The organism is Enterococcus sp. AZ062, assembly GCF_051715065.1.
In the GTDB taxonomy this organism is placed as follows: Bacteria; Bacillota; Bacilli; order Lactobacillales; family Enterococcaceae; genus Enterococcus_B; species Enterococcus_B mundtii.
This window is the reverse complement of record NZ_JBIOTB010000001.1, coordinates 2088210-2111602: the sequence shown is the minus strand read 5'-3', so window position 1 is coordinate 2111602 and position 23393 is coordinate 2088210. Positions and strand designations below refer to the sequence as shown.

Below are 23393 nucleotides of genomic sequence, written 5' to 3'. Positions count from 1 at the left end.
AGATCCAGTGCAAAAACTAATAGGGAAATGTATCAATTTCAAGATTTATGAACGAGCGATGAGTCCCCAAGAATCAAATGATTTGTCTGGGATCTTATTCGTTTCAGACTTAGAGTATGTATGAGGGGACAGAGATGCATCGAATATGATTAGTAGCATATCTTTGCACTTTCAATCGTGGAGGTAAAAAAATCACTGAGTAGAAATAAGCAAATCTATTTATATCTCTAGTTATTAGATCAAAAAAAACACTCGAAGAAAGGATTTCCTCGAGTGCTGTTCGTTGAGTGATGACATTAGCTACTTGTTGTCACGTTGTTCATTCGTTGTTTTCCACTGAATCTTCACTATCCGTAGGTTCCTCGGTAGGAATACCATGGATATCTTGGAAGGTTTTTGTTTCGTAAAGATTTTGTGTCGTTTGATTGTTATTCTCACTGAAGACGCTTGTTGATTTGTCACCAAGTGAACGCTCGGCATCATTTAGATGTTGCAAGCCATTTTTGTAATCAAACTTAGAAGTATCAAGTGGTTCTAAACCACTTTCTGTATAGAAACGAAGTAGATCGCCATTATTGATCTGGTCTGAAACAGCGAGTTGCTTGCTGACTGCTTCACGTAAGGCAGTAACTTCTGCTTGTTGTTCTTCAGTCATATCGGATAGGACTTCACCTGTTTGGGTATCGTAGACAGCTCCACCATAATAGGTGTACTTAGGTGAAACGAAGTCACCATCACGGAAAGCAACTAACTGGTTATTATCAGGTGAGAAGAGATCTTGTCCTAATTGGATATAATTTTTTGAATCAACACCTAACAAATGAAGCAATGTCGGTAAAGCATCGACTTGGCCACCATACGTATGATTGATTCCGCCTTTTGTTTGTCCAGGGATATGGATCATATATGGCACGCGTTGCATCGCTGCATTGTCAAAATTTGTCCAGGTCGAACTTGTTTTACCAACTAATTCAGCTAAAGATCTGTTTCTTGTATTAGAGATCCCATAGTGGTCACCGTATAAGACGATGACTGAGTTTTCATACAAGCCACTTGCTTTTAAATAGTTGAAGAATTCTTCTACCGCTGTGTCTAAATAGTTAGCTGTCGCAAAGTAACCATTGATTGTTTCATCGTTCGTATTTGCTACTGGGAATCCAGCTTCCTCATTCGTGAATTTTGAATAAGGGAAGTGATTCGATACAGCAATGAATTTTGAATAGAAAGGTTGTTGCATCCGTTCTAAATATTGGACGGATTGTTCAAAGAAAGGTTTGTCATGTAAACCGTATTGGAATGAGTTATCGTCATTCACGTCATAGTATGAAGCATCAAAGAAGTAATCATACCCAAAACTCTTATAAGTTTCGTTACGGTTCCAGAATGTACCAGCATTACCATGGAATGCTGCACTGGTGTACCCTTTTGTTTGTTTTAAAATATTTGGTGCCGCTTGGAAAGTATTTTTACCACCAAGTTGAGTAAATAGGGACCCTTGGTTCAACCCGAATAATGAATTTTCCATCAATGTTTCTGCATCACTTGTTTTACCAGCTTTTACTTGATGGAAGAAGTTGTCAAAACTAAATGTTTCATTACTGTGGAACAAACTATTCAAGAAAGGCGTTACTTCATGTTCTACGCCATTTTCGTCTTTCAGTTTATAATCGATCACAAATTGTTGTAGGCTTTCTAAATGGATGTAGATGACATTCTTACCTTCAGCTAATCCGTAGAGATCTTGGTTTGGTTGAGCATAATGTTCTTTGACGTAAGTCGCTACTTCTTTCATATCATTTGGACTTGCTTCAGCTCGTACTTGGTTTGTTTGGTAGGTTTGGATACCGTCGTACACCATGAACGCGTTCAGTCCAAGATATTTAACTAAATAATCACGAGAGAAGGTACGTGTCAATAACTCTGGACGATCTGCTTCAGCTAAAAAGAGATTTCCTGAAAAGATCATCACTGCTAAAGTAGTAAAAGCAAACGCCATTCGAGCGCGTACAGGACGTGTGTCCATTTTGATTTTTTTCGTTGCTAAAAGTCCGACGATCAAAATGATATCGATCCAATAAAGGACATCATAAGGACGGAATAACCGTAAGGCACTTTCGCCTAAACCACTTGCGACTTTTCCGGCGCCTAGGATCGCGTTGATCGTAATAAAATCAGTGAACTCACGATAATAGATGATGTTAGAAAATAAGAGCAAGGTCAACAAGAAATAGATGACTAGCATCGTGATATACGCTGCTTTCGTTCGTCTAACATATAAGGCAATCCCTAAAAGAAGGATAGTCGTTGCGATTGGGTTGATGAACAAGATAAAATATTGGATGCCACTTTCAATCCCTAAATGGAAATCAAATAGATAAGTAGCAATCGTTTTGACCCATAACAAAACTGCTAGTAAAGAAAAAAATCCGAGCCTTTTATTTAAAAAAGCGGGTGTTTTTATTTTCAAATTAATCTTCCTTTCTGCACTCTTACATAAAAAAAGAGTGACATGAAACATACTCACGACTCACATACTCCTAACCATTTTACTAGTAGACCAAAATAGTGTCAATTGAAAGTACAAATCAAGCTTGATAGATTAAGATTTTCTTTAAGATCGCTAAGTTTTGTACAAAAATCTACACATGAAGAGGGAGACAGAAGTGCTCAGCACTGAAAAATCATGATGAAAAATCGGAAATCCTTCTTCAAATTGTCGTTTTTTCAAAATGTTTTCTGAAGGAGCTACTTTCGGAACACTGTGTATTTAGTTTTAGTGGGAGATAAGGAGTTTTTATTTTAGCTTTTTTCTGAGGAAAACTACCTACAAGACAAGGAATCTCTAAGACAAGAAGCGTGTTTTTTGTTATACTGAAAGGGAGAATGAAAAAGCAGGTGAGCCAATGAAACTAACAATAAAAAAAAGAGCAGTCAAGAAATTTTTAAAAGGCTATCCATTGATCCAAGAAGAAGATCTAGTCCAAATGAAAAAAACGACAGATTGGGTAGAATTAATTGATCAGCAAGGAAAATTTTTAGGAAAAGGCTATTTAGGAAAACAAAACAAAGGGATTGGTTGGGTACTCAGCCAAAAAGATGAACCATTTGATCAATCATTTTTTGAACTAAAATTTCTGACAGCTAAAGAAAAAAGGACAAGCTATTTTAATGATGAGCAGACAACAGCTTTTCGTTTGTTCAATGGAGAAGGAGATGGGATCGGTGGTTTGATCATTGACTACTACGATAGCTTTGCTGTCTTTTCTTGGTACAATGAAACCTTATATTTGGCTCGTGAAGTTTTATTAAAAGCTTTTCAAGCTGCTTATCCTGAAATTGTCGGAATCTACGAAAAAATTCGCTTTGAAACAACACGATTACCGGAGAGCCAGCATGTGACTGGAGAAGTGGCCAAAGAACCACTACTTGTCCAAGAAAATGGAGTGACTTATGCCACTTATTTGGATGAAGGTCTAATGACAGGGATTTTCCTTGACCAAAAAGAAGTCAGAGGGGCGTTGATCGATGGCTTAGCTTTAGGGAAATCAGTACTGAATATGTTTAGCTATACCGGTGCTTTTTCTGTAGCTGCTGCTATGGGTGGGGCAACAGAAACGACAAGTGTCGATCTAGCAAAACGAAGTTTGAAAAAAACCCGTGAACAATTTGAGGTCAACGGGTTGACACCTGATGCCCATAAAATCATCGTCATGGATGTTTTTGAATACTTTAAATATGCACAACGTAAAGGTTTCTCTTATGATGTAATCGTTTTGGACCCTCCAAGTTTTGCTCGGAACAAGAAAAAAGTCTTTCGTGTAGCCAAAAATTATGGTGAATTGGTGAAAGATAGCTTGTCGATCTTAGCCGATGAAGGAATCCTGATTGCCTCAACAAATGCAGCCAATGTGTCGATTGATCAATTTCAAGCAATGATCGAAGATGAACTAATCTCTGCTGAGTATGAGTACCAAATCAGCGGTGTTTATCGTTTGCCTGATGATTTTCAAACCATTGATTCTTTCCCAGAAGGAAATTATTTAAAGGTATTTGTTTATGAAATAAAAAAATAGAGAGGGCGTGAAGTAAATGTTTCAAGTAAAAGGAGTAAGATTTGGTACTGGACGTCCAAAAGTCTGTGCGCCCTTGACTGGTACAACTCGCGAAGAACTTCTGAGAGAAGCAATCCTAGCGAGGGAAGCCGGTGCTGATTTAGCTGAATGGCGTCTTGATTGTTATCATGATGTCTTCAACAAAGAACAACTAAAGGAAACGTTAGTACTGATCTATGAAATGTTAGAAAGACTACCATTGCTTTTGACTTTTCGAACCTTAGAAGAAGGTGGAACGCAAGATATTTCAATCAAAGACTACCACGATCTGTATAAATTTTTGATCGACACAGAATTAGTGGAAATGCTAGATATTGAGTTGTTCAAAATCGAAAGTATGGAAAAGGATCTGCTCCATGATATCCACCGCCGCCAGATCCCACTGGTCATCAGTAGTCACGATTTTAAAGAAACACCAGCAGATCCGGTCTTGCTGTATCGTTTGAATATGATGGAACATTTTGGTGCAAGTATTGGCAAAATTGCTGTGATGCCAAATAATGAACGTGATGTTTTGCGGATGATGGAATTGACTCGTCGCGCTCATGCGTTTGTGTCAATGCCTCTAGTCACTATGTCAATGGGTGAGCTTGGCATGGTCTCTCGACTTGCAGGCAACGTGACAGGTTCAGCCATCACTTTCGGTGCGTTAGATGCGACACGAGCTTCTGCACCTGGCCAATTACCAGTTAAAGAATTAAAACAAATCATTAGTTTACTCAATGAAAATTAAGCTAGACGAAGGTGAAGATTTTGGCAAAGAAGAAACCAGTAAAAACTAATGCTATCCGTATGGTAGAACAAAAAAAGATTGCTTATACAGAACATGAATATGCTTGGGATGAAGCACATATCAGTGCCTCATCCGTTGCTGCTCAGTTGCCAGGAAGTGAATCACGAATTTTTAAAACATTAGTAGCAGTGGGGAATAACACAGGTCCGATCGTTGCCGTTATCCCTGGAAGCACTGAACTTGATTTAAAAAAACTAGCAAAAGTCTCCGGCAATAAAAAAGTAGAAATGCTCCATCTCAAGGACTTGGAAAAAACGACCGGATATATTCGAGGTGGCTGTTCACCGATTGGTATGAAAAAATTATTCCCAACATTTATTGAAGAACAGGCAAAAGAATATGACCAGATCATTATCTCTGCTGGAAAACGCGGACTTCAAATGGAACTTGCTCCAGAAGCAATCGCTGAGTTGACCAATGCAACATTTGTCGATATCAAAATTTAAAAACCACAAACAAAAAGCAAAACAAATGCTGAAAGATCGATCCATGAAAGGCGAACGACACGCGTTGCCTTTCATGGATGTTTCATTCAAGCAATGTTTTGCTTTTCTTCTCTTACCATTGACTTTGCATCGCTGCGTGCATTCCTGAAACACGTCCCGTAGCAAAAGCTGCCGTGATATTAAAGCCACCTGTATACCCGTTTACATCAAGTAATTCACCGCCAAAAAACAGTCCGTTCAATACTTTGCTTTCCATGGTTTTTGGATTGACTTCTTTTAATGAAACGCCACCACCAGTAACAAAAGATTTCTCGATGGGAAATGTCTTATGGATCAATAGCTCAAAGTTTTTACATAATTCAGCAAATTCTTGGATTTGTTTTTCAGATGTTTGGCTACCAGTTAGTTCGGTCATTTCTAGCCGTTCAAGATAAAATTGGAGTAGACGTTCAGGTAGAAAACCACGCCACGCATTGATCAAATTCTTTTTCGATTCTTTACTTAGTTCCACTAACTCTCGTATCAGTTCTTCGACTGACTTCGTCGGGAAGCAATCTAAAGAAACAGTTACAGGTGCCTGCGTTTTTTGTAGCTCAGTGTTGATGAAACTGGAACACCTTAAAGCTGCTGGTCCAGAGATCCCAAAATGGGTAAATAAAAGATCCATCGTGTGCTCCGTGATCACTTTTCCTTTTTGGTTCAAGACACGTAACGTAATATCTTGTAAAGAAAGACCTTGCAACACTTTATCCGCAATAAATGACTCCTCAGAAATCAAAGGAGACTCTGTTGCATAAAGTGGTGTGATCGTGTGGCCTACTTTTTTGACCAATTTATACCCATCACCTGTTGCACCTGTAGAAGGATACGTGCGTCCACCAGTCGTCAAAATGACGCATTTTGCTTTAAATTCATCAAATTCAGTACGCACACCATAGATTTGGTTGTCTTTATGGATCAATTTTTCTACACGTTCGCCAAAAAACATCGTGACGTTCAATTCATTCAGACGATGAACCAGCGCTTCAATGATCGTTTTTGATTTATTTGTCACTGGAAACATCCGTCCGTGATCTTCTTCTTTTAAGTGAACTCCTTGTGATTCAAAGAATTCCATGATGTCAAAATTGTTGTATTGAGAAAATGTACTATATAAAAATTTACCATTTCCTGGGATATGCGCAATCAAATCATCAACAGGGCGATTATTTGTGACATTACATCGACCGCCACCAGTCATCAATAATTTTTTTCCTGCTTTTTTATTTTTTTCGATCAACAAGACATTGGCACCATACTCGGCTGCACTGATTGCAGCCATCATGCCACTTGTTCCTGCGCCAACAACAATCACGTCATAAGTTTTTTCCATTTTCTCACCTCACAGAGAGTGTAGCATATTTGAAGACGATTCGCAGAAAATGTTTTGACCTATGATTGAAATAAGCTAAAATAAAGTCAGATGAATAAAGGAGCGTGAACCTATGTCAAATGCAAAAGAATACGTACAAGCGATACAAGAAAAACTTCACCAAAAAGATGACGGCCAAATCGAGTTTCTACAAGCGGTCGATGAATTTATGCCTACGGTCATCCAATTTTTAGAAAAAAATCCAGAATACATTGAAAAAAATATTCTAGGGATTTTAGTTGAACCAGAACGAGTGATCCAATTCCGTGTTCCTTGGCAAGATGATCAAGGAAACTGGCAAGTGAATCGTGGGTACCGAATCCAATACAATTCAGCCATCGGACCATATAAAGGTGGCTTACGTTTTCATCCAAGTGTCAATTTGAGTATTTTAAAATTCTTAGCATTTGAACAAATTTTCAAGAACAGCCTGACAGGCCTACCAATCGGTGGCGGTAAAGGCGGAAGTGATTTTGATCCAAAAGGAAAATCGGATAATGAAATCATGCGCTTTTGTCAAAGTTTCATGTTGGAACTGGCAAAACATATCGGACCTTCAATTGATGTACCGGCAGGCGACATCGGTGTAGGTGCTCGTGAGATCGGCTATATGTATGGTGCCTATAAACGATTGAAACAATATGATGCAGGTGTTTTGACAGGTAAACCTTTAGATTTCTGGGGAAGTAAGATCCGCACAGAAGCAACAGGTTATGGCTTAGTTTATTATGTGAAACATCTATTGAACGAAGAACAAGATTCATTTACTGGCAAAACAGTGATGGTCTCAGGTAGTGGGAATGTGGCAATCTATGCAATCGAAAAAGTCCATGAACTGGGTGGGAAAGTCGTTACTTGTTCTGATTCAGGTGGCTATATCTATGACCCAGAAGGTATCGATCTTGATCTATTAAAAGAATTAAAAGAAGTCAAAAGAGCCCGTTTAACAGAATACGCCAAAGAACGCTCATCGGCTGAATACCACGAAAATGAATCGGTTTGGACATTGAAACAAGCGGCTGACATTGCTTTACCTTGTGCAACACAAAATGAAATCGACGGACAATTGGCAGAGATCCTTGTAGAAAATGGCGTGAAGATCGTCGCAGAAGGTGCGAACATGCCATCCACATTAGATGCTGTTTCAGTCTATGAAAAAGCAGACATCTGGTATTGTCCAGGAAAAGCTGCCAATGCTGGTGGTGTAGCTGTATCTGCGCTAGAAATGAGTCAAAATTCACAACGCTTGGTGTGGGAAAGCAGCCAAGTCGATGCACAACTCGACGAGATCATGGCGACGATCTATCAAACGTGTCGTCAAACTGCCAAAGAATTTGGCAACGAAAAAAATCTTTTGCTTGGTGCCAATGTGGCAGGTTTTGAAAAAGTCGCAAAAGTAATGGCTATGCAAGGTTTAGTCTAAAAAATGGAAGTTTCTTGCAAATATTAGAAGCTTCTCGCATATTTGCTTGAAAAATAATAAAAAAAAACGTAAAGTATATCTGTAGATTGAAACTTTTAAGGAGGAACAAAAATGGCACACATTCATTTTGACTATTCAAAAGTTGCACCATTTGTCAATGAACATGAGTTAGGCTATATGCAGAGTCAAGTTACTGCTGCAGACAAATTATTACGAGAAGGAACTGGCGCAGGCAGCGATTTCCGAGGATGGATCGACCTACCTACGAACTACGACAAAGAAGAATTTGATCGTATCAAAGCTGCTGCTAAGAAAATCCAATCTGATTCTGAAGTCCTTGTGGTCATCGGTATCGGTGGTTCTTATTTAGGCGCTCGTGCAGCAATCGATTTCTTACAACATACCTTCTACAACTTGTTGGGAAGCGACAAACGCCAAACACCACAAATTTTCTTCGCTGGAAACTCAATCAGCTCAACTTATCTTGCTGACTTGATCGAAGTGATCGGCGACCGTGACTTCTCAGTAAATGTCATTTCAAAATCAGGAACAACGACTGAGCCAGCCATTGCATTCCGTGTATTCAAAGAATTACTTGTTAAAAAATATGGTCAAGAAGAAGCAAACAAACGTATCTACGCTACAACAGACAAAGCAAAAGGGGCTGTTAAAGTAGAAGCAGACGCAGAAGGATGGGAAACATTTGTGATTCCTGATGACGTCGGTGGACGTTTCTCTGTATTGACAGCAGTTGGTTTATTACCGATCGCCGCAAGCGGAGCAGATATCGATGCCTTGATGCAAGGTGCTGCCGATGCAAGCAAAGCTTATTCAAGCGACAAACTTGAAGAAAACGAAGCTTACCAATATGCAGCAATGCGTAATATTCTTTACCGTAAAGGCAAAGTTACTGAATTATTGATCAACTACGAACCAGGAATGCAATACTTCTCTGAGTGGTGGAAACAATTATTCGGCGAATCAGAAGGTAAAGATCAAAAAGGAATCTACCCTTCAAGTGCAAACTTCTCAACAGACTTGCACTCACTTGGACAATACATCCAAGAAGGACGTCGCAATATCTTCGAAACAATCGTAAAAGTTGAAAAACCACGTAAATCGATTACGATTCCAGAACAAGCAGAAGACTTGGACGGACTTGGTTATTTACAAGGAAAAGAAATCGACTTTGTAAATACAAAAGCTTTTGAAGGTACATTATTAGCTCATACAGACGGCGATGTACCAAACCTATTAGTTAAAATCCCTACAATGGATGCTTACACATTAGGTTACACAATGTACTTCTTTGAAATTGCTGTCGGCATTTCAGGTTACTTGAATGGTATCAACCCATTCGACCAACCAGGAGTAGAAGCTTACAAGAAAAACATGTTTGCTCTACTAGGCAAACCAGGGTTTGAAGACCTTGCGAAAGAATTGAACGAACGCCTGTAAGATGGGGGTTAGATTACTGATAAAAAATCAGTGCTCAAAATATGTTCCCTTCGAAATAAAATGTGGTACCCATTCTGGTACCCAAAACGAAAGGATGGCTGATTTAGCCATCCTTTTTATTTCTAGTTAGATAGTGGCTTTTTGAAATATACTCTGAGTAAAGAAAAGTAGTATTTAGCTTGAATAGAGCTACGATCATCTGTTAGGTAAAGTATTTTTTGGTTCAAGATAGAATACAATAAACCGAGAGCCAAAATGCAAATTAACCTATTTAATAGACAGTTCAATTAAAACGAAAGGGGATAAGGTGGATAGTATCTACAAAATAAATTCAAGAAGGTATCGATATCAATTGAACCAAAGTTACATAAGACTATTTAGATAATAAGCTCAAAAAAACAGTTGGTGAGAGTTATAATTTGTATCCTGAGGTGATACGTGCTATATTAAATGAGTAATCTAATTTGAAACGTAATCTGAGCGATATATTCACACTATAAAAACTCCTTTTACCAAGTAATGTTAATTGCAACAAAACACGTATGATCTACGTAATAGGAGGAAATATATATGAATAACGGTACAGTAAAATGGTTTAACTCAGACAAAGGTTTTGGATTTATCACTGGTGAAGATGGACAAGATGTATTTGCACATTTTTCAGCCATCCAAGGTGAAGGCTTTAAGACTTTAGATGAAGGTCAAGCAGTTACTTTTGATATCGAAGATGGTCAACGTGGACCACAAGCAGTAAATATCAATAAATAGTTCAATAGACGAATTTGAACCATCTCCTTGTGAGATGGTTTTTTTTGTTATTAGGAATAGATACGAAAATTTTGGAAACATTTGAAAAATCAAGTAAACTATTATTTAATGATCAGTAGGTAGAGATAGCAAGAATCACCATAAGTAGTTGATAAGGAATACATGAATTTTGTATCATTCATAAAATTCAAAGAATAATAGATGATTCTTCTGGCCATTAGAGAATAGATCGAACAAAAAGGAATAACTATTCTGTCACTTTATTAAGTTTTTGAAACATACAGCTATTTTTAATACGCGTAAAATCAGAAAATCAAATGCTCTTAAAGTAATTAGAAAAGAGGAAAAGTATATGAAATACGTCATTATAACCCAAGAACATTCTGATTGGCTTTCAGTAGCTCATTCTATTCGTCAATTTGAATGGAAAGCAGCAAAGTATATAGCAGAAAAAATGGAAAAACAAGAATTTACAGATTGGGAATCCGTGATTATTGCAAAAGATGGAAATCCTGTTGTAGGATTCTGTACTCTTGTAAAAAAAGACATTATTGATACGAAGGACTACACGCCTAACATTGCCACTGTTTTTGTCGCGCCAGAATATCGAGGGAAGCATATCAGCCAAAAATTAGTTGCAACAGGTGAAAATAAACTAAAGGAAATTGGTTTCGGCAGTGTATATATAACAACTCAACATGAAGGGTTATATGAAAAATGGGGTTATCAGGAAGTAGCTAAGGAAAATGATCGGTTTGGACGATTGATGCGGATATTAGAAAAAAATTTGATGAATGAAAGATCCGAATGAATAGGGTCGGTTCATACTAAGCGATTAATCAGTTATTTGAATAAGTAAAACAAGTATGCAGACATCTTTGTTCGTATTTATTGAACATTGATTTGTCGTTTTCGTAAGCTCATTCTTAGTAAAAATCATGGGAAATTCAATATGTTTTTCACATATTATTTGTAAGATTAAGCGAATTCAAAAATACTGATAGGAGAATTTTTTCATGAAGAGAATTTTAGTGATTGTTTTAGGTATAACTGTGTTATTAAGTGGGAGTATGTTTTGGAATAGTAAAGATGTGGCAGCAAAGGAACAAAGTGGCACTTACCTTCTAGGGTGTACCATGAGAATAGAAGGAAAACAGTATAAATGGAGAGAAGCGTCATTTGGTGGTACGAACAGAGGATATGAAATCAACCCAGGGAAATATCGCTACCAATTAAGTCCAAATCCACATAAAGATCCTTGGTATAATAAAAACCAACTGAAGTTTTATAACCAAGGTGCTGATCAAATCGAAAAACAGGCAAATGAAGAGAAATGGCAGAGCAAAGGATGGCCTGATACTATCAAAAATATTACGATCCATGGTATTGAGTACACATTGACAAAATAAAAATGTGAATGGTACAAATTTATGCTACTAGAATGATGAATCAAAAGAATAAGCGTAAATGTTTGTATTCTTAGGTAATACATGGTATATTAAATAAGTAATCTAATTTGAAACGTAATCTGAGCGATATATTCACACTATAAAAACTCCTTTTACCAAGTAATGTTAATTGCAACAAAACACGTATGAACTACGTAATAGGAGGAAATATATATGAATAACGGTACAGTAAAATGGTTTAACTCAGACAAAGGTTTTGGATTTATCACTGGTGAAGATGGACAAGATGTGTTTGCACATTTTTCAGCTATCCAAGGTGAAGGCTTTAAGACTTTAGATGAAGGTCAAGCAGTTACTTTTGATATTGAAGATGGTCAACGTGGACCACAAGCAGTAAATATCAATAAATAATTCAATAGACGAATTTGAACCATCTCCTTGTGAGATGGTTTTTTTGTTATTAAAAAGTCATAAGAGGAAAACTATATGGACTACTTGATCTTGGCAAATAGATAGTCCATCTGGCTAAAAGGGGCTAACTATAAGGGAAATGATTGGTTTAGACAGTTGGTACAGGTGATAGAAAAGAATTTAATAGGAAAAGTATAATAAAAAACTTGTCATAAGATTTTATTATTTTTTTAGATTCAAAACGAATAAATCCGAGAAAAAATTTTACTTAACTATTTATTAAACTACAATAGTTAAGTAAAATAATCTTTTATATCATCAATCATAAAGTCTTTGATCAATGAAACATCGTGAATGTAAGAGCCTTTTTTAAGAACCTCTTCGCAAGAAATGAAAGACCAGTTTTCTTCTTTACCTCGGTAAGTTGGATTATTCGAATAGACTACTCCATCTATACCTGCCCAAATAATCACTGAGCTACACAAAGGACATGGTTCAAAAGTGCTATATAACCAATAACCCTCAGGTAATATATGTGTTTTTAATTGCTTACACGCACTTCTGAGGGCGTTTACTTCAGCGTGAGAAGTGGGATCATGATTATCTAAGACAGTAGTTTTTCCGATGGATATAATCATATTATTGTTGTCTACAACAGCAGCAACGATGGAATGATCTTGCTTTTGTAACTGAATCAATTTATGCATGATACTTTTTTTGAGGATGAAAATTCATAGTACATTCTCCTGAAATTTTATAAAGATATTGTAGCATATTTTTTGTTGATGAAAGAAAAAAGCAGAATTGGTGATGAAGAAAAAAACAGTAAGCAAATCGCTTACTGTTTCAAAATGCTCAATTTATCTGATCCGCAGCTTCTGTATTAATGTATCCATAAATTGTACCATTTTTTAGTAATTCATAGTAACTTGAATTATTAATTGAATTATAGAACTTTCGATTGACAGTGTACTTATCATCTATTACTGAAATAGATGATTTAGACCAGAAATTTAAATCTCCCCAAATAGTATATCCTGATTTAGTGATTTGTACAGTTGCGTTATTTAGAAGAGTGATCTTTGTATCTTCAAAATTATTTCCTTTATAATAACCTTTCCATTCAGTACAAGTTTCATCTGTATAGACAGAATAGATTGGCTGATTATTTGGTGTATCATAAGAGACGCCAATATAGAAAACACGGCCTCGTTCAGTTTTCCCTTTCGAGTAGTTAGTATCTAATGATGTCCAGAAATCTTCCCCATCTGTATTGAAAGTCACATACTTATTGTGACTAGTTACGCTTACTTCTTCAACTGCTTCAGAATTGATATACCCATATATTTTATTGTCTTTTAGCAATTCGTAGTAACTAGCATTACTAACTGAATTGTAGAATTTTCTATTCACATTGTAATGATTACCAATCACAGAGAGGGAGGTTTTTGTCCAAAAGTTTAAATCACCCCAGATGGTGTAACCAGCTTTAGTAACATTTACTCGCTTATTATTTGGCGTTGTAATCAATGTATCTTCAAAATTATTTCCTTTGTAATAACCTCGCCATTCAGTACAAGTTTCATCTGTATAAACCGAATAGATCGGTTGATTATCTGCAGTATCATAGGAGGCACTAATGTAAAATACACGCCCTTGTTCAGTTTTTCCTTTCGAGTAATTTGTATCAAGTGAGGACCAAAAATCTTCATTATTATTAGTAAATGTGACATATTTATTATGGCTTGTCGTTGTCAAATTTCTAACAGCCTCGACGTTGATAAATCCGTAAAAATTTCCATTTTTATATATTTTATAATAAGTTGCATTATTGGTAACATTTGTTAATTTTAATCTTGCTGAGAAAACAGCACCAACTTTTGGTTTTTCAATTTCGTGTTCCCATTGAAGGTTATTCCAAATCGACCAACTTTTTGTGACCGTAATTGTCTGATTTATTTCTTCGACTGGAGTATAAGCCAAACTGTCATCAGCTTTTAGGTAGCCAATCCATTCGGAAGAATTTTGGTGCTTGTAAATTGAATACAGGTACTTACCATCTCCTAATTTATAGGCACCTTTTACAAAATAAATTTTGTCTTTAGCAGTCTGGCCGATTATATTTGTTTGTTCTAAGTTTCCCCATATTTTTTGTCCACTAGCCTTAGCAGTCAAATACCGATTTATTTGATCAGAAGTTAATTCTTTCACAGCATCAAAATTAATGTAACCATACGTTTGACCATTATCTAATATTTCTGCATATTTGGCGTTATTAATAGGATTAGTATATAATTTTCCGATTTTATAATTATCTCCAACTGTTGCTTTTTTAATCTCTCTACTAAACTGCAAGTCTGACCATATGGACCATGCTTGAGTAACTGTTACCATTTTGTTGTATTCTGTAAATGGGTAGTCTGGTTCAGAAGATAGAAGACGTCTTGCAAAACTAGGATAGAAATATTGAATGTTCACAGTGGTGACTGGTTGTCCAGGTTGAGGCGCATGAATCATAATGCCATCACCTTTATAAATGCCTACATGATAAGTATTACCACGTGTTCCGTAAAACAACAAATCGCCCGGTAATAAAGAATTTAAACTTACTTCCGTACCATATGTTTCTTGATTTGTTGTACCCATAGGCAATTCCATGTTTACGGCCTGTTTGTAAACATATTTTACCAAACCACCACAATCAAAAGAATTAGGTCCAGATGCTCCCCACTCATAAGGCTTTCCTATCTGTTCCATTGCTTTATTGATAACTTTAGTTTGATTTGGAGTCATAGAAGCGTAGGGGGCAATAGTTTCATCACTGGTTGATTTTGTAAAATTAGGAATCTTCATAATTTGTTCAAATTGTTCTTCAGTAAATCCAGCTTGTAAAGCATTCTTTTTCTCAGAATCGTAATCAATCGCTCTATTATTATCTGAATCAGCGAAAGTATTTACAGTACACAAAGAGAAAAAAACTCCTAAACAAAATAATGCAACAATATAACCACTAACATTCAGTTTTTTTTTCATAATGACACTCCATATAGTTTTTTGCAAGCGCTTGCTATAAAATGGTAACATATTTTAGATGTTATTGTAAAATATTATTTAAAACAATTTATTTTTATTTAATGTTAATTGAGTTATATAACGTTATGAAAAAAATAAAATTAATGTGTTGCTTTATCATTCGTTTTTATATAAAGGGTTTGTTATGTAGCACAATAAGTAATTTACGAGAAATTCTCTAAAAATAATATGATTAGTTTGTTTTATAATTTTATTATTGTTATTGAAATAGATGATTTGCTATAATACGAAAAAAATAAACTAGTTATATATAATGAGTGAATTATACTTTTTCTAAATTTATTATTTTGTCTTTTATAGAAGAAAATAGAGGTTTTTTCATTGTACTTTTAGAGGTAGATGCCATATATTGATTGTTAATATTAAATAAGTTTAATGAATGAAAATAGCTATTAGATGAAAAAAATATAAAACTACAAGACTTTTAGAAAAAAGACCTGTAGCTTATTCTGTATTAAATCAAAAACCGATAACAACTCTCTGGAAGGCCATAAAGTCTTGTCAGCTCTTCCACTTCTCTTGGGTAAGTTTCCGTATCTTCTTTGTACAAGGAAACGATCAAATTCGAAGCAAAGCAGTTGGCTTCGCTTTCAGATTTGCTTCTTGAATTTCTAGAGGACACATAGTAACTAGATATTTCCCGATGGAACAAAGCGTGTCCAAGTTCATGGGCACAAATGTAAAAACGTTCTTCTGATTCTTTCAGTGAGTTGTTCAATAAAATAATAGGGGAGCCTAATAGTTCTTGAAACTGTCCTTTTGGATTATCGAGAAAAGAAACATATCTGATTTCTATTCCTAATTTTTCAGCAATCACAAAAGGATTGGCGGTATCATAGGTACGCTTCAGTTCGCTTACTAGTTTGATAATATCCATCTCCATATATGCTCACTTCTCTTTGCCGCGTTTTCGAAATTCCCAGAAAAGTCCCGTCAATACATCTTTTACACGTTGCTTTTCCTGTTCTGTCAAAGTTTCTCCACCATACGCCATGTTGACATTTGAATTGAGCATTTTGTCTAACTCAAATAAATCATCTTTATTTGCCCATTTTGGCGCTTGGTTGCTGCCCAATAAGAAATCAGTTGTTACCCCAAAATAATCTGCAACTTTTTTTAAATTTTCCGACTTTGGTGAAACACGATCCCATCTTCTGATCTGGCCATTAGAGATTCCCACGGCACGTTCGACTTCAGCAAAGGTTACGTTTTTTTCTTCTGCTAATTGTTTGATTCGCGCAACGAGTGTCATAAGGAACCACCTTTCTTGATATTTGGATAGCATAAAAGTTATTATAGTTGACAATTAGCTTTTAAGCTATTATAGTTTGCTTATAGATTGATTCAATTGTTCGAAAAGTGAAGAATACAGTCACTTAAAAGTTTTTTCAATCGTTCACGATTAAGATAAAGCGTATTCTTTTTATTTCTAATGACTTTATAATAGCTTAAAAGTTATTTGGTGTCAAAGATGATGAACATTGAATTGTAATTAACAATGTAGTAGCAGGTTGCGATGGGTAAGGATAAACAAAGGTTAGGTATTTCATAAAGTGGAGGGTGAGCAAAATGATTGTAGAGAATGCTGTGGTATTGAATGAGTTTAGAAATCTTGTAAATAATGTGTACCTTCAGATTTTTGTATTGATTCTATGTCTTGATTTTATTAGCGGTATCTGTCTGAAAACAGGGAAAAAGAAACGATTTAAACGTTCTGTGATGAAAGATGTGATCAAATATTTACTGATTTTCCTTATTGTTATGATTGCTTATCCCTATCTAAAGATTACAGGATTTGAAGCAATTGGTATTGCTTTGGTGTTCTCGTATTCTGCCATCTATGGCTTGTCTGTTATTGAAAATCTAAGGAAACTAGGAATACCTGTACCTGATTTTGTTAAAGTACGTTTGAAAAAATGGCGTGATTTCTCAGAGGAGCAGGGGAAGTACAAAAAATGATCGAGAGGATTTTCTTAAAAAGTACTGCAAGGATATTCTTATTATTTGGAGCAAACAAAAAAGACGTTTCTATGGCTCGTTTAGCCAAAAACGTCTTTTAATTCTCTATAGAATTATCAGCTGACATGAAAAGGGAACACTCCTTAGTTAGATTCGTGTAGCGCTTTTACTGCTTGCTCAATGGTGATCCCATAAGCGATGTGTTGTTCGTTCATTGCATCGATTGCCATGAAGCGATTCGTTGAACTATCAAATGCTACACGATAGCTGATGCTTGTTTTTGTGAATGTCATAGATATTTCTCCTTTCATTAGTATTTGTGCATTCATGAAATTTTTCATAAAACTTCCGAATACACCTTAAGTTTAGCACCATTCTAAAATTTGGGCAATCAATGTGCTATAAGATAGCTGTTGCTAGTTTACTTGAAATTAATTCTCTGAAATTCCCATCAATAATCCAATCATTAATAAGATAAATATACCAGTTTGAATATAGACCATCATTATTCACCTCTTTAAGCCCAGTGTATCTCTTTTTTGGTTTGGACTCACGAACAGTGGGGGATAATGTTCAAACAAAATTGTCATATTTTGGGTTGAAATGACTGAAATAATAGCAAAACAGGAATCAAAATAGTGAAAATTGAAAGCGTTGAGCAAACACTTGCTTTGAGATATTTCGCAAACTTCATTATAATAAAAGAAAGGGGGCGAATCGCTATGCAAAAAAGAAAAAATTCTGGTAAATTAAGCATTTTTCTAGCAGTTATATCTGCTATACCTGCTGTTTTAGCAGTCGTTCGAGCTATTAAGGAATCAAAGCAAAGATAAACTAAATAAAACGTGTCGCTTACTTATCCGATGGGATAGTGAGCGACACGTTTTTATATTAACCAACACCTAGAACAAAGTTTAATAACTTGTCTGAGTAAGTAATTTCTCCTTCTGACTCTCTGACCGTATCATTCAATGCTTGCATATCATCTGTAATAATACCATCTACACCATAAAACATCATTCGGCTCATGTCGTCTGAATCATTAGGTGTCCATACATAGACTTTCTTACCATCCTGATGGGCAGAATCAATAAAGTTACGATTGATCGTACTGTACTCCATGGTTAAGAAATCCGCAGGTGTTACTGGAGGGCCAACTAGATTAAAAGGCAAAATGTAGCCAACATAAAAATTGGGGTTTTCAGCTTTTAGATCTGAGACTGTTTGATAAGTCAAACTTTGTAAAATATGTCCATGTATTAAAATAGTTTCTTCATATTTTTTAACAAAGTTTTTGACTAAATTATCCGAATCTTTTCGAGTCGTTTTGATTTCGATCAACAACTTCTGGTTCAATTCATTTGCTCGTTTTAAATACGTATCGAATGAAACCAATGGTTCTTTGGCACCATTTTCAGTCACAGTCAATTTTTCCAGTTCTGCTAAAGTTAGGTCTTGCGGTGCTTTATTGACTCCAGTCAAATTTCTTAAATTGAAATCATGCATGACCACGAATTGACCATCTTTTGTTTCTTGGATGTCCATTTCTACATAATCTGGATGATAATCTTTGCTCGTCTTTTCTAGTGCAGCAATCGTATTTTGTGCGCTGTTCCCTAAGCTAACGCCACGATGGGAAATCGTTAAAGGTTTTGTTTCAGAAGCAGATGTCAGGTAATTCATATTGTAAATACAAACACCAACACCAAAGAAAACAGCAAATAAAGTAAACGCAGTATTTTTTAAAGCTGTGTGTTTTTTGGGCACTTCTTGTGAAGAGAACCAGCTGGGAATATCTGGTAAGAAACCTTCATCATCCATAAAGTCTACAATGACGTAAAAAATTCCGACGGTAGACATCACAATATTGAACAAAAGAACGCCTTGTAAGAGTGTCATGGCAAAAACAGCACTAATCAATGAGTAATCGGAGAAATATTCCTCAACAAAGATCTGACCTGACAAGATTGCCAAGTAACTGATTGTTGAAATCAATAAAATCGTACCACTGATCACTAAAAATTGACCTGAAATCGCAAAAAAACGTGCTTTGGTCAAACGCCAACTCTCACGGATCGCTTCACGAAAAGGGCGATCTCTTAAAATCATTTCAGGTAATGCAAAGATTAAACGAATCCCGATATAGCCGAGGAAGACATAGACAAGTAGAAAAGAACTTACGATGATCCAGCGGTTAGTGAAAATAAAATCCATAATAAATGCAGGAATTTTTATTTTAGAAAGTAAGTCTGAATTAAAACTTAATCCGCTGATTGGTAAAATCAAAAAAAAGTAAGCTAAGAAAAATAAAAAAATCATCGGACGAACTTTTTTTATTTGTCGGATGGTCAACTGCAATAATTGCTTCAATGAAATTGGTTCTTGTTTTTTGATGAAATAAACACTCATTAGCAAAAAAGTAAACTCAAAATAGACTAAGAGCAAAATCAACAATAAGACAGCAATCAAGGAGAAGAAAACTCCTGGATGTTGCGAAATCAGTGTGGGGATATTATCCGTTGAAAGATAATCGATCGACCCACGTTGTAAAATCAAGCGTGTCATACTACCGAGCAAAGGCAAACAAATAAACAAAATAAACCCATGCATCAGAACTACATCACGAAAATAAGCTTGTGTTCCTTTAAGGAAGTCCCAAGCATTTCCTAAACTTCGTTTTAAATAAACGATCATTATTATCACCTACTCCTAACATTATAGCGCAAAAAACATAAAAAAGGAGTACTGCAGGAATCTTTCATTGCAGTACTCACAGTGTATCTATTAAGAAATTATCCTAACAAGCCAGTCAGGAAGTTACCACCATAAATCAATGCCATGCTGTACAAAAAGATCGATAAGGGTTTAGCAATCAAAATAATCAACGTGTATTTTTTGACTGAGATATTTGTCAAGCCAGCCATTAAACACAAGGCATCGTCTGGTGCTACTGGTAAGAAGATCGCTAGCGCAAAAAGCTTTTCAAAACGACTTTGGTTTTCTAACCAACCAATATATTTGTCATATGTTTTATCACTAATCATCGACAGGATAAATGGTTTCCCATATTTTCTACCTAATAGGAAAATAATGATCGAACCGATACAAATACCAACGTAATTATAGATAAAGCCAGCGTAAGGACCAAAAATCAGGACACCTGCTGCGGTGCTGATCCCCCCAGGAATGATCGGTATAACGACTTGCAGTATTTGGATCAAGATAAAGATTATCGGTCCTAAAATAATTGAATCACCTACAAGACCTCTTAATGCGTTCAAATCTTTAAAGACGCCTAGATTAATAAAATAAATCGTAAGTGCAATTGAAAAACCAATACCGATGATCGATATAATATTCATTAATTTACGTGATACTGCAACGTTCATCCCTAGTCAACTCCTTCGAGGTTTTCATCTGATAATTGTATTTTACCTGAAAAGCGTAACTGCGCGCCACTATTTCAAGTGAGAAACAACAAACAATTTTGTAAGTTCAAACCAAGTATAGAGGATGAAACAAAATAAAACATCCATCTAGAGTCTTATTTACTTAATTTTATGATCTATAAAAGGTTCATGGCTATTTCACATTTAAATTCGGCGAAAAATCTTGATGTTTAAAATTGGCGAATCATACATGATTTCTACATCATCGATCAGATTCCCAAGTAATCGATAGGATTCTTGGCCATGAGAAGGGGTGCCTAGCAACTCGTGGTAATAGATCTCCATACTAGGATCTCTAGGTGTATTCAACAGTGAGGCCAATGTATTCAAATCTTTTGGCGGATTTTTTGTTGTTCCTTGGAATTCGATATATAGTCCTTCATCTGTATACTCTAAGCCAATACGAATCTCCTTGATCTCGTGTTCGTAAAGATACGTGAGAAATTCATCAATGATCCTCTTTGATAGTTCTTTTTCCATTTCCATGTGCGTTCTTTCCCTTCCCGGTAAACGTAAAATTTTCTAGGATAGGCACTAGTATACCAGCAATAAATCCCGTTGAAAACCCACTATTATATAGATTCAATCCTCCATGCAAGTTACTGAGATTATGGACAAGAGTAATATGTAAAAAGCCTGCAATCACTCCATAAACGCCGCCATAAAATCCACTGATCGGGGCAAGCCCTGTACCGAAAATCGCAGCTACGAGCATGGTCGTATCGGTCATATCATGCATCGTTCCTAATATTGAGGCAATGTAGATACCAATCAAAATCGGAAAACAATTTTTAACATGACTTCCGAATGAGCTGAAACCAGCCACTGAGATGATTCCTCCCACCACAGGCCCATTTAGCACACCACCGATCAGCAAGACGTAAGACATCAATAACAAGCCAACCAAGCCCATATTGATCAAGGTGGCGCCGATACCTGATGTGCCGATGAAATCTGTTGTTAGTTTTCCAGAAGACTCAAAGATTTCACGTAATCCTTTCAATTTGAATGCGTTAAAGAAGAAGCCACAAACAGCGGTTGATAAAAAGAATAAAAAAATGATCCAAGTCAATTCGTGGTGGTAATCAGTCGAAAGAATCGAGTGTACTTCGATCGAATAACTAAATTGCCGAAGAATACCTGTTACCAACATAGCAATCAACCCTGAAGTAAAACCAATATTATAAAGTGTAAAACCACGATGAAAGGTCAGAGTCTGAACAGCTAGGATCGGCAATAAAAAACCAACGATCAAACCGGCTAAATTACCCAAGAAAGCACCTTGAAGGATTGGTAAACCCATCCCGAACGTAATATAGCTGACAACTGGAGAGAGTGCACTACCAAATAAGCCAATCATTACATATTGAGAAAATGGTTTGTGCATAAAATAGGCATATAAATAAACACCGAGGATAATGGAGATGGAATTGTATAGATTTTTCCCAAAGAATGAAAAACCCGCGACAGTCAATATGGAAGCAAACATCGCACCATTCAACATGACTTTATGGCGATAGGCGAGTAACACAGAAGAGAGTGTAAGTAAGCCTACATTCATAAATGCGCTTCCAAATCCGCCTAAAGCAATATAATCAGTCAAGAGATTACTTGGAGAGGTCATGATGACCGTTAGTCCAACAAGATTATTTGTCAAAGAATCACTGAGCAAGCCAATAATCAAAAAAAACAATCCTGAAAAAATAAGGTAAAAATAGTTTTTCCTTTGAGAAATGATTCTTTTTTTAGGATGAATATAAATAACGTCACTTTTATTCTTCATTACACACCTTCTTTTCCTTTTTATTTAACTATAACTTGAAAGAAAACTTTAGGTCAACTTAAATTCAACACAAAATCAAAAATTGTAAGGGGAAACAAATTACGTAAAAAAATATTTAGAAAATTGAGAAAACCAATAAAAAACACATATATGCTTTAAAATATAACAATTTAGGTATATTATTTGCAAAAATTGATCAATATCGGTTAAAATAAAAGAACAGAGACTGTAGCATGAAGTGGGGGAGTTTATTATGAGAAGAAAAGTCTATACGAAGGATCAAATTCTGAAAGCTGCATATGAAGTTGTTGCTAAAGAAGGATTTAAAGGTTTCACTGCACGAAATATCGCGAAGAAGATGGGGATATCTACCCAACCGATTTACTTAGAGTTCAAAAATATGGAAGATTTAAAAAATACGCTATTAGATGTTATCTTCCAACAGTTAGAAGAAGAAGTGTTTCCTGTAGAGCGTACAGGAGATAAAATCATCGATTTAGGATTGAATTATATTTATTTCGCTAAGAAAAACCATAGCCTTTATATGGCTTTATATATCGATGAGCATGGAAATGGTCAAAAGATGCATGATTTTTCTTATAATTATTTCCGCAAGTTATTAAAAGAGGACGCACGTTATAAAGATTTATCGGAAGAATATATCGATGCACTGCATACTGGTACTTGGGTAACTATCACTGGTATCGCTTCATTGATGTCTTCTAGTATCATGCATCCTACAGAAGAGCAAATCATCTCGATCATCAAAACGACGGTCGATTCCGTACTTGCAATTGAAAATCCAGAAAAAATACGCTAATTGCCACATCATGAGGTTGTGACAAAAGTGTTTAGCCTCGAGAAATAAAGCGCCATCC

23 protein-coding genes are annotated in these 23393 nt (G+C 35.9%); 12 read left to right on the top strand and 11 right to left on the bottom strand.

All coding sequences use genetic code 11. The annotated features are described in order from the left end of the window. Positions 1–319 precede the first annotated feature (319 nt). Entirely contained in the window at positions 320–2518 is a 2199-nt protein-coding gene (locus IGJ00_RS10005; protein ID WP_373865792.1) for an LTA synthase family protein, read from the bottom strand. A 385-nt stretch (positions 2519–2903) separates the two neighbouring features. Between IGJ00_RS10005 and IGJ00_RS10000 the strand changes: the two genes are divergently transcribed. Genes IGJ00_RS10000 through ybaK form a run of 3 tightly spaced genes read left to right on the top strand, consistent with a single transcriptional unit; the run spans position 2904 to position 5351 of the window. Further along, complete coding sequence (locus IGJ00_RS10000) at positions 2904–4073, top strand: class I SAM-dependent rRNA methyltransferase (protein WP_438844383.1); 1170 nt, start codon at positions 2904–2906, stop codon at positions 4071–4073. Between the two features lie 16 nt (positions 4074–4089). Continuing rightward, entirely contained in the window at positions 4090–4845 is a 756-nt protein-coding gene (aroD, locus tag IGJ00_RS09995; RefSeq protein WP_071866815.1) for a type I 3-dehydroquinate dehydratase, read from the top strand. A 20-nt stretch (positions 4846–4865) separates the two neighbouring features. Beyond that, positions 4866–5351, top strand: a complete 486-nt coding sequence (ybaK, locus tag IGJ00_RS09990) for a Cys-tRNA(Pro) deacylase (protein ID WP_010735105.1) — start codon at positions 4866–4868, stop codon at positions 5349–5351. 112 nt (positions 5352–5463) lie between these two features. Here the strand turns inward: ybaK and IGJ00_RS09985 are convergent, their stop codons facing one another. Then, positions 5464–6723 (bottom strand): NAD(P)/FAD-dependent oxidoreductase, encoded by a 1260-nt coding sequence (locus IGJ00_RS09985; RefSeq protein WP_071866814.1) that lies wholly within the window; start codon positions 6721–6723, stop codon positions 5464–5466. Positions 6724–6835: 112 nt separating this feature from the next. Between IGJ00_RS09985 and gdhA the strand changes: the two genes are divergently transcribed. From gdhA to IGJ00_RS09955, 6 genes are all read left to right on the top strand, one after another. After that, positions 6836–8185: an NADP-specific glutamate dehydrogenase gene (gdhA, locus tag IGJ00_RS09980; protein ID WP_438844382.1), complete on the top strand. Its 1350-nt coding sequence runs from the start codon at positions 6836–6838 to the stop codon at positions 8183–8185. Positions 8186–8296: 111 nt separating this feature from the next. Continuing rightward, the gene (locus tag IGJ00_RS09975) at positions 8297–9643 is read left to right on the top strand and encodes a glucose-6-phosphate isomerase (RefSeq protein ID WP_074800827.1); all 1347 of its coding nucleotides are present in this window, start codon (positions 8297–8299) and stop codon (positions 9641–9643) included. Positions 9644–10213: 570 nt separating this feature from the next. After that, the gene (locus IGJ00_RS09970) at positions 10214–10411 is read left to right on the top strand and encodes a cold-shock protein (RefSeq protein ID WP_019722950.1); all 198 of its coding nucleotides are present in this window, start codon (positions 10214–10216) and stop codon (positions 10409–10411) included. A gap of 352 nt (positions 10412–10763) precedes the next feature. Next, positions 10764–11222 (top strand): GNAT family N-acetyltransferase, encoded by a 459-nt coding sequence (locus IGJ00_RS09965; RefSeq protein WP_071868101.1) that lies wholly within the window; start codon positions 10764–10766, stop codon positions 11220–11222. 205 nt (positions 11223–11427) lie between these two features. Next, entirely contained in the window at positions 11428–11820 is a 393-nt protein-coding gene (locus tag IGJ00_RS09960; protein WP_071868102.1) for a hypothetical protein, read from the top strand. Between the two features lie 213 nt (positions 11821–12033). Beyond that, a complete protein-coding gene (locus tag IGJ00_RS09955) occupies positions 12034–12231 on the top strand; it encodes a cold-shock protein (RefSeq protein WP_019722950.1) in 198 nt (65 codons plus the stop codon). Between the two features lie 293 nt (positions 12232–12524). Here IGJ00_RS09955 and IGJ00_RS09950 read toward each other — a convergent pair whose 3' ends face one another. The 4 genes from IGJ00_RS09950 to IGJ00_RS09935 form a co-directional block, all read right to left on the bottom strand. After that, positions 12525–12938, bottom strand: a complete 414-nt coding sequence (locus tag IGJ00_RS09950) for a nucleoside deaminase (protein WP_086335232.1) — start codon at positions 12936–12938, stop codon at positions 12525–12527. A gap of 148 nt (positions 12939–13086) precedes the next feature. Then, positions 13087–15264 carry a C40 family peptidase gene (locus IGJ00_RS09945; RefSeq protein ID WP_438844381.1) on the bottom strand — a complete coding sequence of 726 codons (2178 nt, stop codon included), beginning with the start codon at positions 15262–15264 and terminating at the stop codon, positions 13087–13089. A gap of 514 nt (positions 15265–15778) precedes the next feature. Continuing rightward, positions 15779–16207: an ImmA/IrrE family metallo-endopeptidase gene (locus IGJ00_RS09940; protein ID WP_019722947.1), complete on the bottom strand. Its 429-nt coding sequence runs from the start codon at positions 16205–16207 to the stop codon at positions 15779–15781. Between the two features lie 6 nt (positions 16208–16213). Beyond that, positions 16214–16576, bottom strand: a complete 363-nt coding sequence (locus IGJ00_RS09935; RefSeq protein ID WP_071866811.1) for a helix-turn-helix domain-containing protein — start codon at positions 16574–16576, stop codon at positions 16214–16216. A gap of 317 nt (positions 16577–16893) precedes the next feature. Here IGJ00_RS09935 and IGJ00_RS09930 point away from each other — a divergent pair, with 317 nt between their 5' ends. Continuing rightward, positions 16894–17283 (top strand): phage holin family protein, encoded by a 390-nt coding sequence (locus tag IGJ00_RS09930; RefSeq protein ID WP_086334840.1) that lies wholly within the window; start codon positions 16894–16896, stop codon positions 17281–17283. A 143-nt stretch (positions 17284–17426) separates the two neighbouring features. Here IGJ00_RS09930 and IGJ00_RS09925 read toward each other — a convergent pair whose 3' ends face one another. After that, the gene (locus IGJ00_RS09925; protein WP_010735118.1) at positions 17427–17576 is read right to left on the bottom strand and encodes a hypothetical protein; all 150 of its coding nucleotides are present in this window, start codon (positions 17574–17576) and stop codon (positions 17427–17429) included. Between the two features lie 345 nt (positions 17577–17921). Between IGJ00_RS09925 and IGJ00_RS09920 the strand changes: the two genes are divergently transcribed. Then, positions 17922–18116 carry a hypothetical protein gene (locus tag IGJ00_RS09920; RefSeq protein ID WP_034687708.1) on the top strand — a complete coding sequence of 65 codons (195 nt, stop codon included), beginning with the start codon at positions 17922–17924 and terminating at the stop codon, positions 18114–18116. A 58-nt stretch (positions 18117–18174) separates the two neighbouring features. Here IGJ00_RS09920 and IGJ00_RS09915 read toward each other — a convergent pair whose 3' ends face one another. The 4 genes from IGJ00_RS09915 to IGJ00_RS09900 all read right to left on the bottom strand — a co-directional run bounded on the left by IGJ00_RS09915 (position 18175) and on the right by IGJ00_RS09900 (position 22515). After that, on the bottom strand, positions 18175–19974 hold the full coding sequence (locus IGJ00_RS09915; RefSeq protein WP_177187683.1) for a glycerophosphoryl diester phosphodiesterase membrane domain-containing protein: 1800 nt from the start codon (positions 19972–19974) through the stop codon (positions 18175–18177). 101 nt (positions 19975–20075) lie between these two features. Beyond that, the gene (locus IGJ00_RS09910; RefSeq protein ID WP_010735121.1) at positions 20076–20672 is read right to left on the bottom strand and encodes a TVP38/TMEM64 family protein; all 597 of its coding nucleotides are present in this window, start codon (positions 20670–20672) and stop codon (positions 20076–20078) included. Between the two features lie 204 nt (positions 20673–20876). Continuing rightward, on the bottom strand, positions 20877–21212 hold the full coding sequence (locus tag IGJ00_RS09905; RefSeq protein ID WP_176285314.1) for a hypothetical protein: 336 nt from the start codon (positions 21210–21212) through the stop codon (positions 20877–20879). Then, the gene (locus tag IGJ00_RS09900) at positions 21181–22515 is read right to left on the bottom strand and encodes a DUF1576 domain-containing protein (RefSeq protein ID WP_142433466.1); all 1335 of its coding nucleotides are present in this window, start codon (positions 22513–22515) and stop codon (positions 21181–21183) included. Before IGJ00_RS09900 ends, IGJ00_RS09905 begins: the two co-directional genes overlap by 32 nt. A 253-nt stretch (positions 22516–22768) precedes the next feature. Here IGJ00_RS09900 and IGJ00_RS09895 point away from each other — a divergent pair, with 253 nt between their 5' ends. Next, positions 22769–23335, top strand: a complete 567-nt coding sequence (locus tag IGJ00_RS09895) for a TetR/AcrR family transcriptional regulator (protein ID WP_023519894.1) — start codon at positions 22769–22771, stop codon at positions 23333–23335. Positions 23336–23393: the final 58 nt, after the last annotated feature.

Excerpts from the sequence above, each read along its gene's own strand:
- IGJ00_RS09975 (WP_074800827.1), top strand. The coding sequence starts at position 8,297 with ATGGCACACATTCATTTTGACTATTCAAAAGTTGCACCATTTGTCAAT.
- gdhA (WP_438844382.1), top strand. The coding sequence starts at position 6,836 with ATGTCAAATGCAAAAGAATACGTACAAGCGATACAAGAAAAACTTCAC.
- IGJ00_RS09930 (WP_086334840.1), top strand. The coding sequence starts at position 16,894 with ATGATTGTAGAGAATGCTGTGGTATTGAATGAGTTTAGAAATCTTGTA.
- IGJ00_RS09935 (WP_071866811.1), bottom strand. The coding sequence starts at position 16,576 with ATGACACTCGTTGCGCGAATCAAACAATTAGCAGAAGAAAAAAACGTA.
- IGJ00_RS09985 (WP_071866814.1), bottom strand. The coding sequence starts at position 6,723 with ATGGAAAAAACTTATGACGTGATTGTTGTTGGCGCAGGAACAAGTGGC.
- IGJ00_RS09960 (WP_071868102.1), top strand. The coding sequence starts at position 11,428 with ATGAAGAGAATTTTAGTGATTGTTTTAGGTATAACTGTGTTATTAAGT.
- IGJ00_RS09910 (WP_010735121.1), bottom strand. The coding sequence starts at position 20,672 with ATGAACGTTGCAGTATCACGTAAATTAATGAATATTATATCGATCATC.
- aroD (WP_071866815.1), top strand. The coding sequence starts at position 4,090 with ATGTTTCAAGTAAAAGGAGTAAGATTTGGTACTGGACGTCCAAAAGTC.
- IGJ00_RS09945 (WP_438844381.1), bottom strand. The coding sequence starts at position 15,264 with ATGAAAAAAAAACTGAATGTTAGTGGTTATATTGTTGCATTATTTTGT.
- IGJ00_RS09950 (WP_086335232.1), bottom strand. The coding sequence starts at position 12,938 with ATGCATAAATTGATTCAGTTACAAAAGCAAGATCATTCCATCGTTGCT.
- IGJ00_RS09905 (WP_176285314.1), bottom strand. The coding sequence starts at position 21,212 with ATGGAAAAAGAACTATCAAAGAGGATCATTGATGAATTTCTCACGTAT.
- IGJ00_RS09940 (WP_019722947.1), bottom strand. The coding sequence starts at position 16,207 with ATGGAGATGGATATTATCAAACTAGTAAGCGAACTGAAGCGTACCTAT.
- IGJ00_RS09955 (WP_019722950.1), top strand. The coding sequence starts at position 12,034 with ATGAATAACGGTACAGTAAAATGGTTTAACTCAGACAAAGGTTTTGGA.
- IGJ00_RS09965 (WP_071868101.1), top strand. The coding sequence starts at position 10,764 with ATGAAATACGTCATTATAACCCAAGAACATTCTGATTGGCTTTCAGTA.
- IGJ00_RS09900 (WP_142433466.1), bottom strand. The coding sequence starts at position 22,515 with ATGAAGAATAAAAGTGACGTTATTTATATTCATCCTAAAAAAAGAATC.
- IGJ00_RS09970 (WP_019722950.1), top strand. The coding sequence starts at position 10,214 with ATGAATAACGGTACAGTAAAATGGTTTAACTCAGACAAAGGTTTTGGA.
- IGJ00_RS10005 (WP_373865792.1), bottom strand. The coding sequence starts at position 2,518 with ATGTTTCATGTCACTCTTTTTTTATGTAAGAGTGCAGAAAGGAAGATT.
- IGJ00_RS10000 (WP_438844383.1), top strand. The coding sequence starts at position 2,904 with ATGAAACTAACAATAAAAAAAAGAGCAGTCAAGAAATTTTTAAAAGGC.
- IGJ00_RS09895 (WP_023519894.1), top strand. The coding sequence starts at position 22,769 with ATGAGAAGAAAAGTCTATACGAAGGATCAAATTCTGAAAGCTGCATAT.
- IGJ00_RS09925 (WP_010735118.1), bottom strand. The coding sequence starts at position 17,576 with ATGACATTCACAAAAACAAGCATCAGCTATCGTGTAGCATTTGATAGT.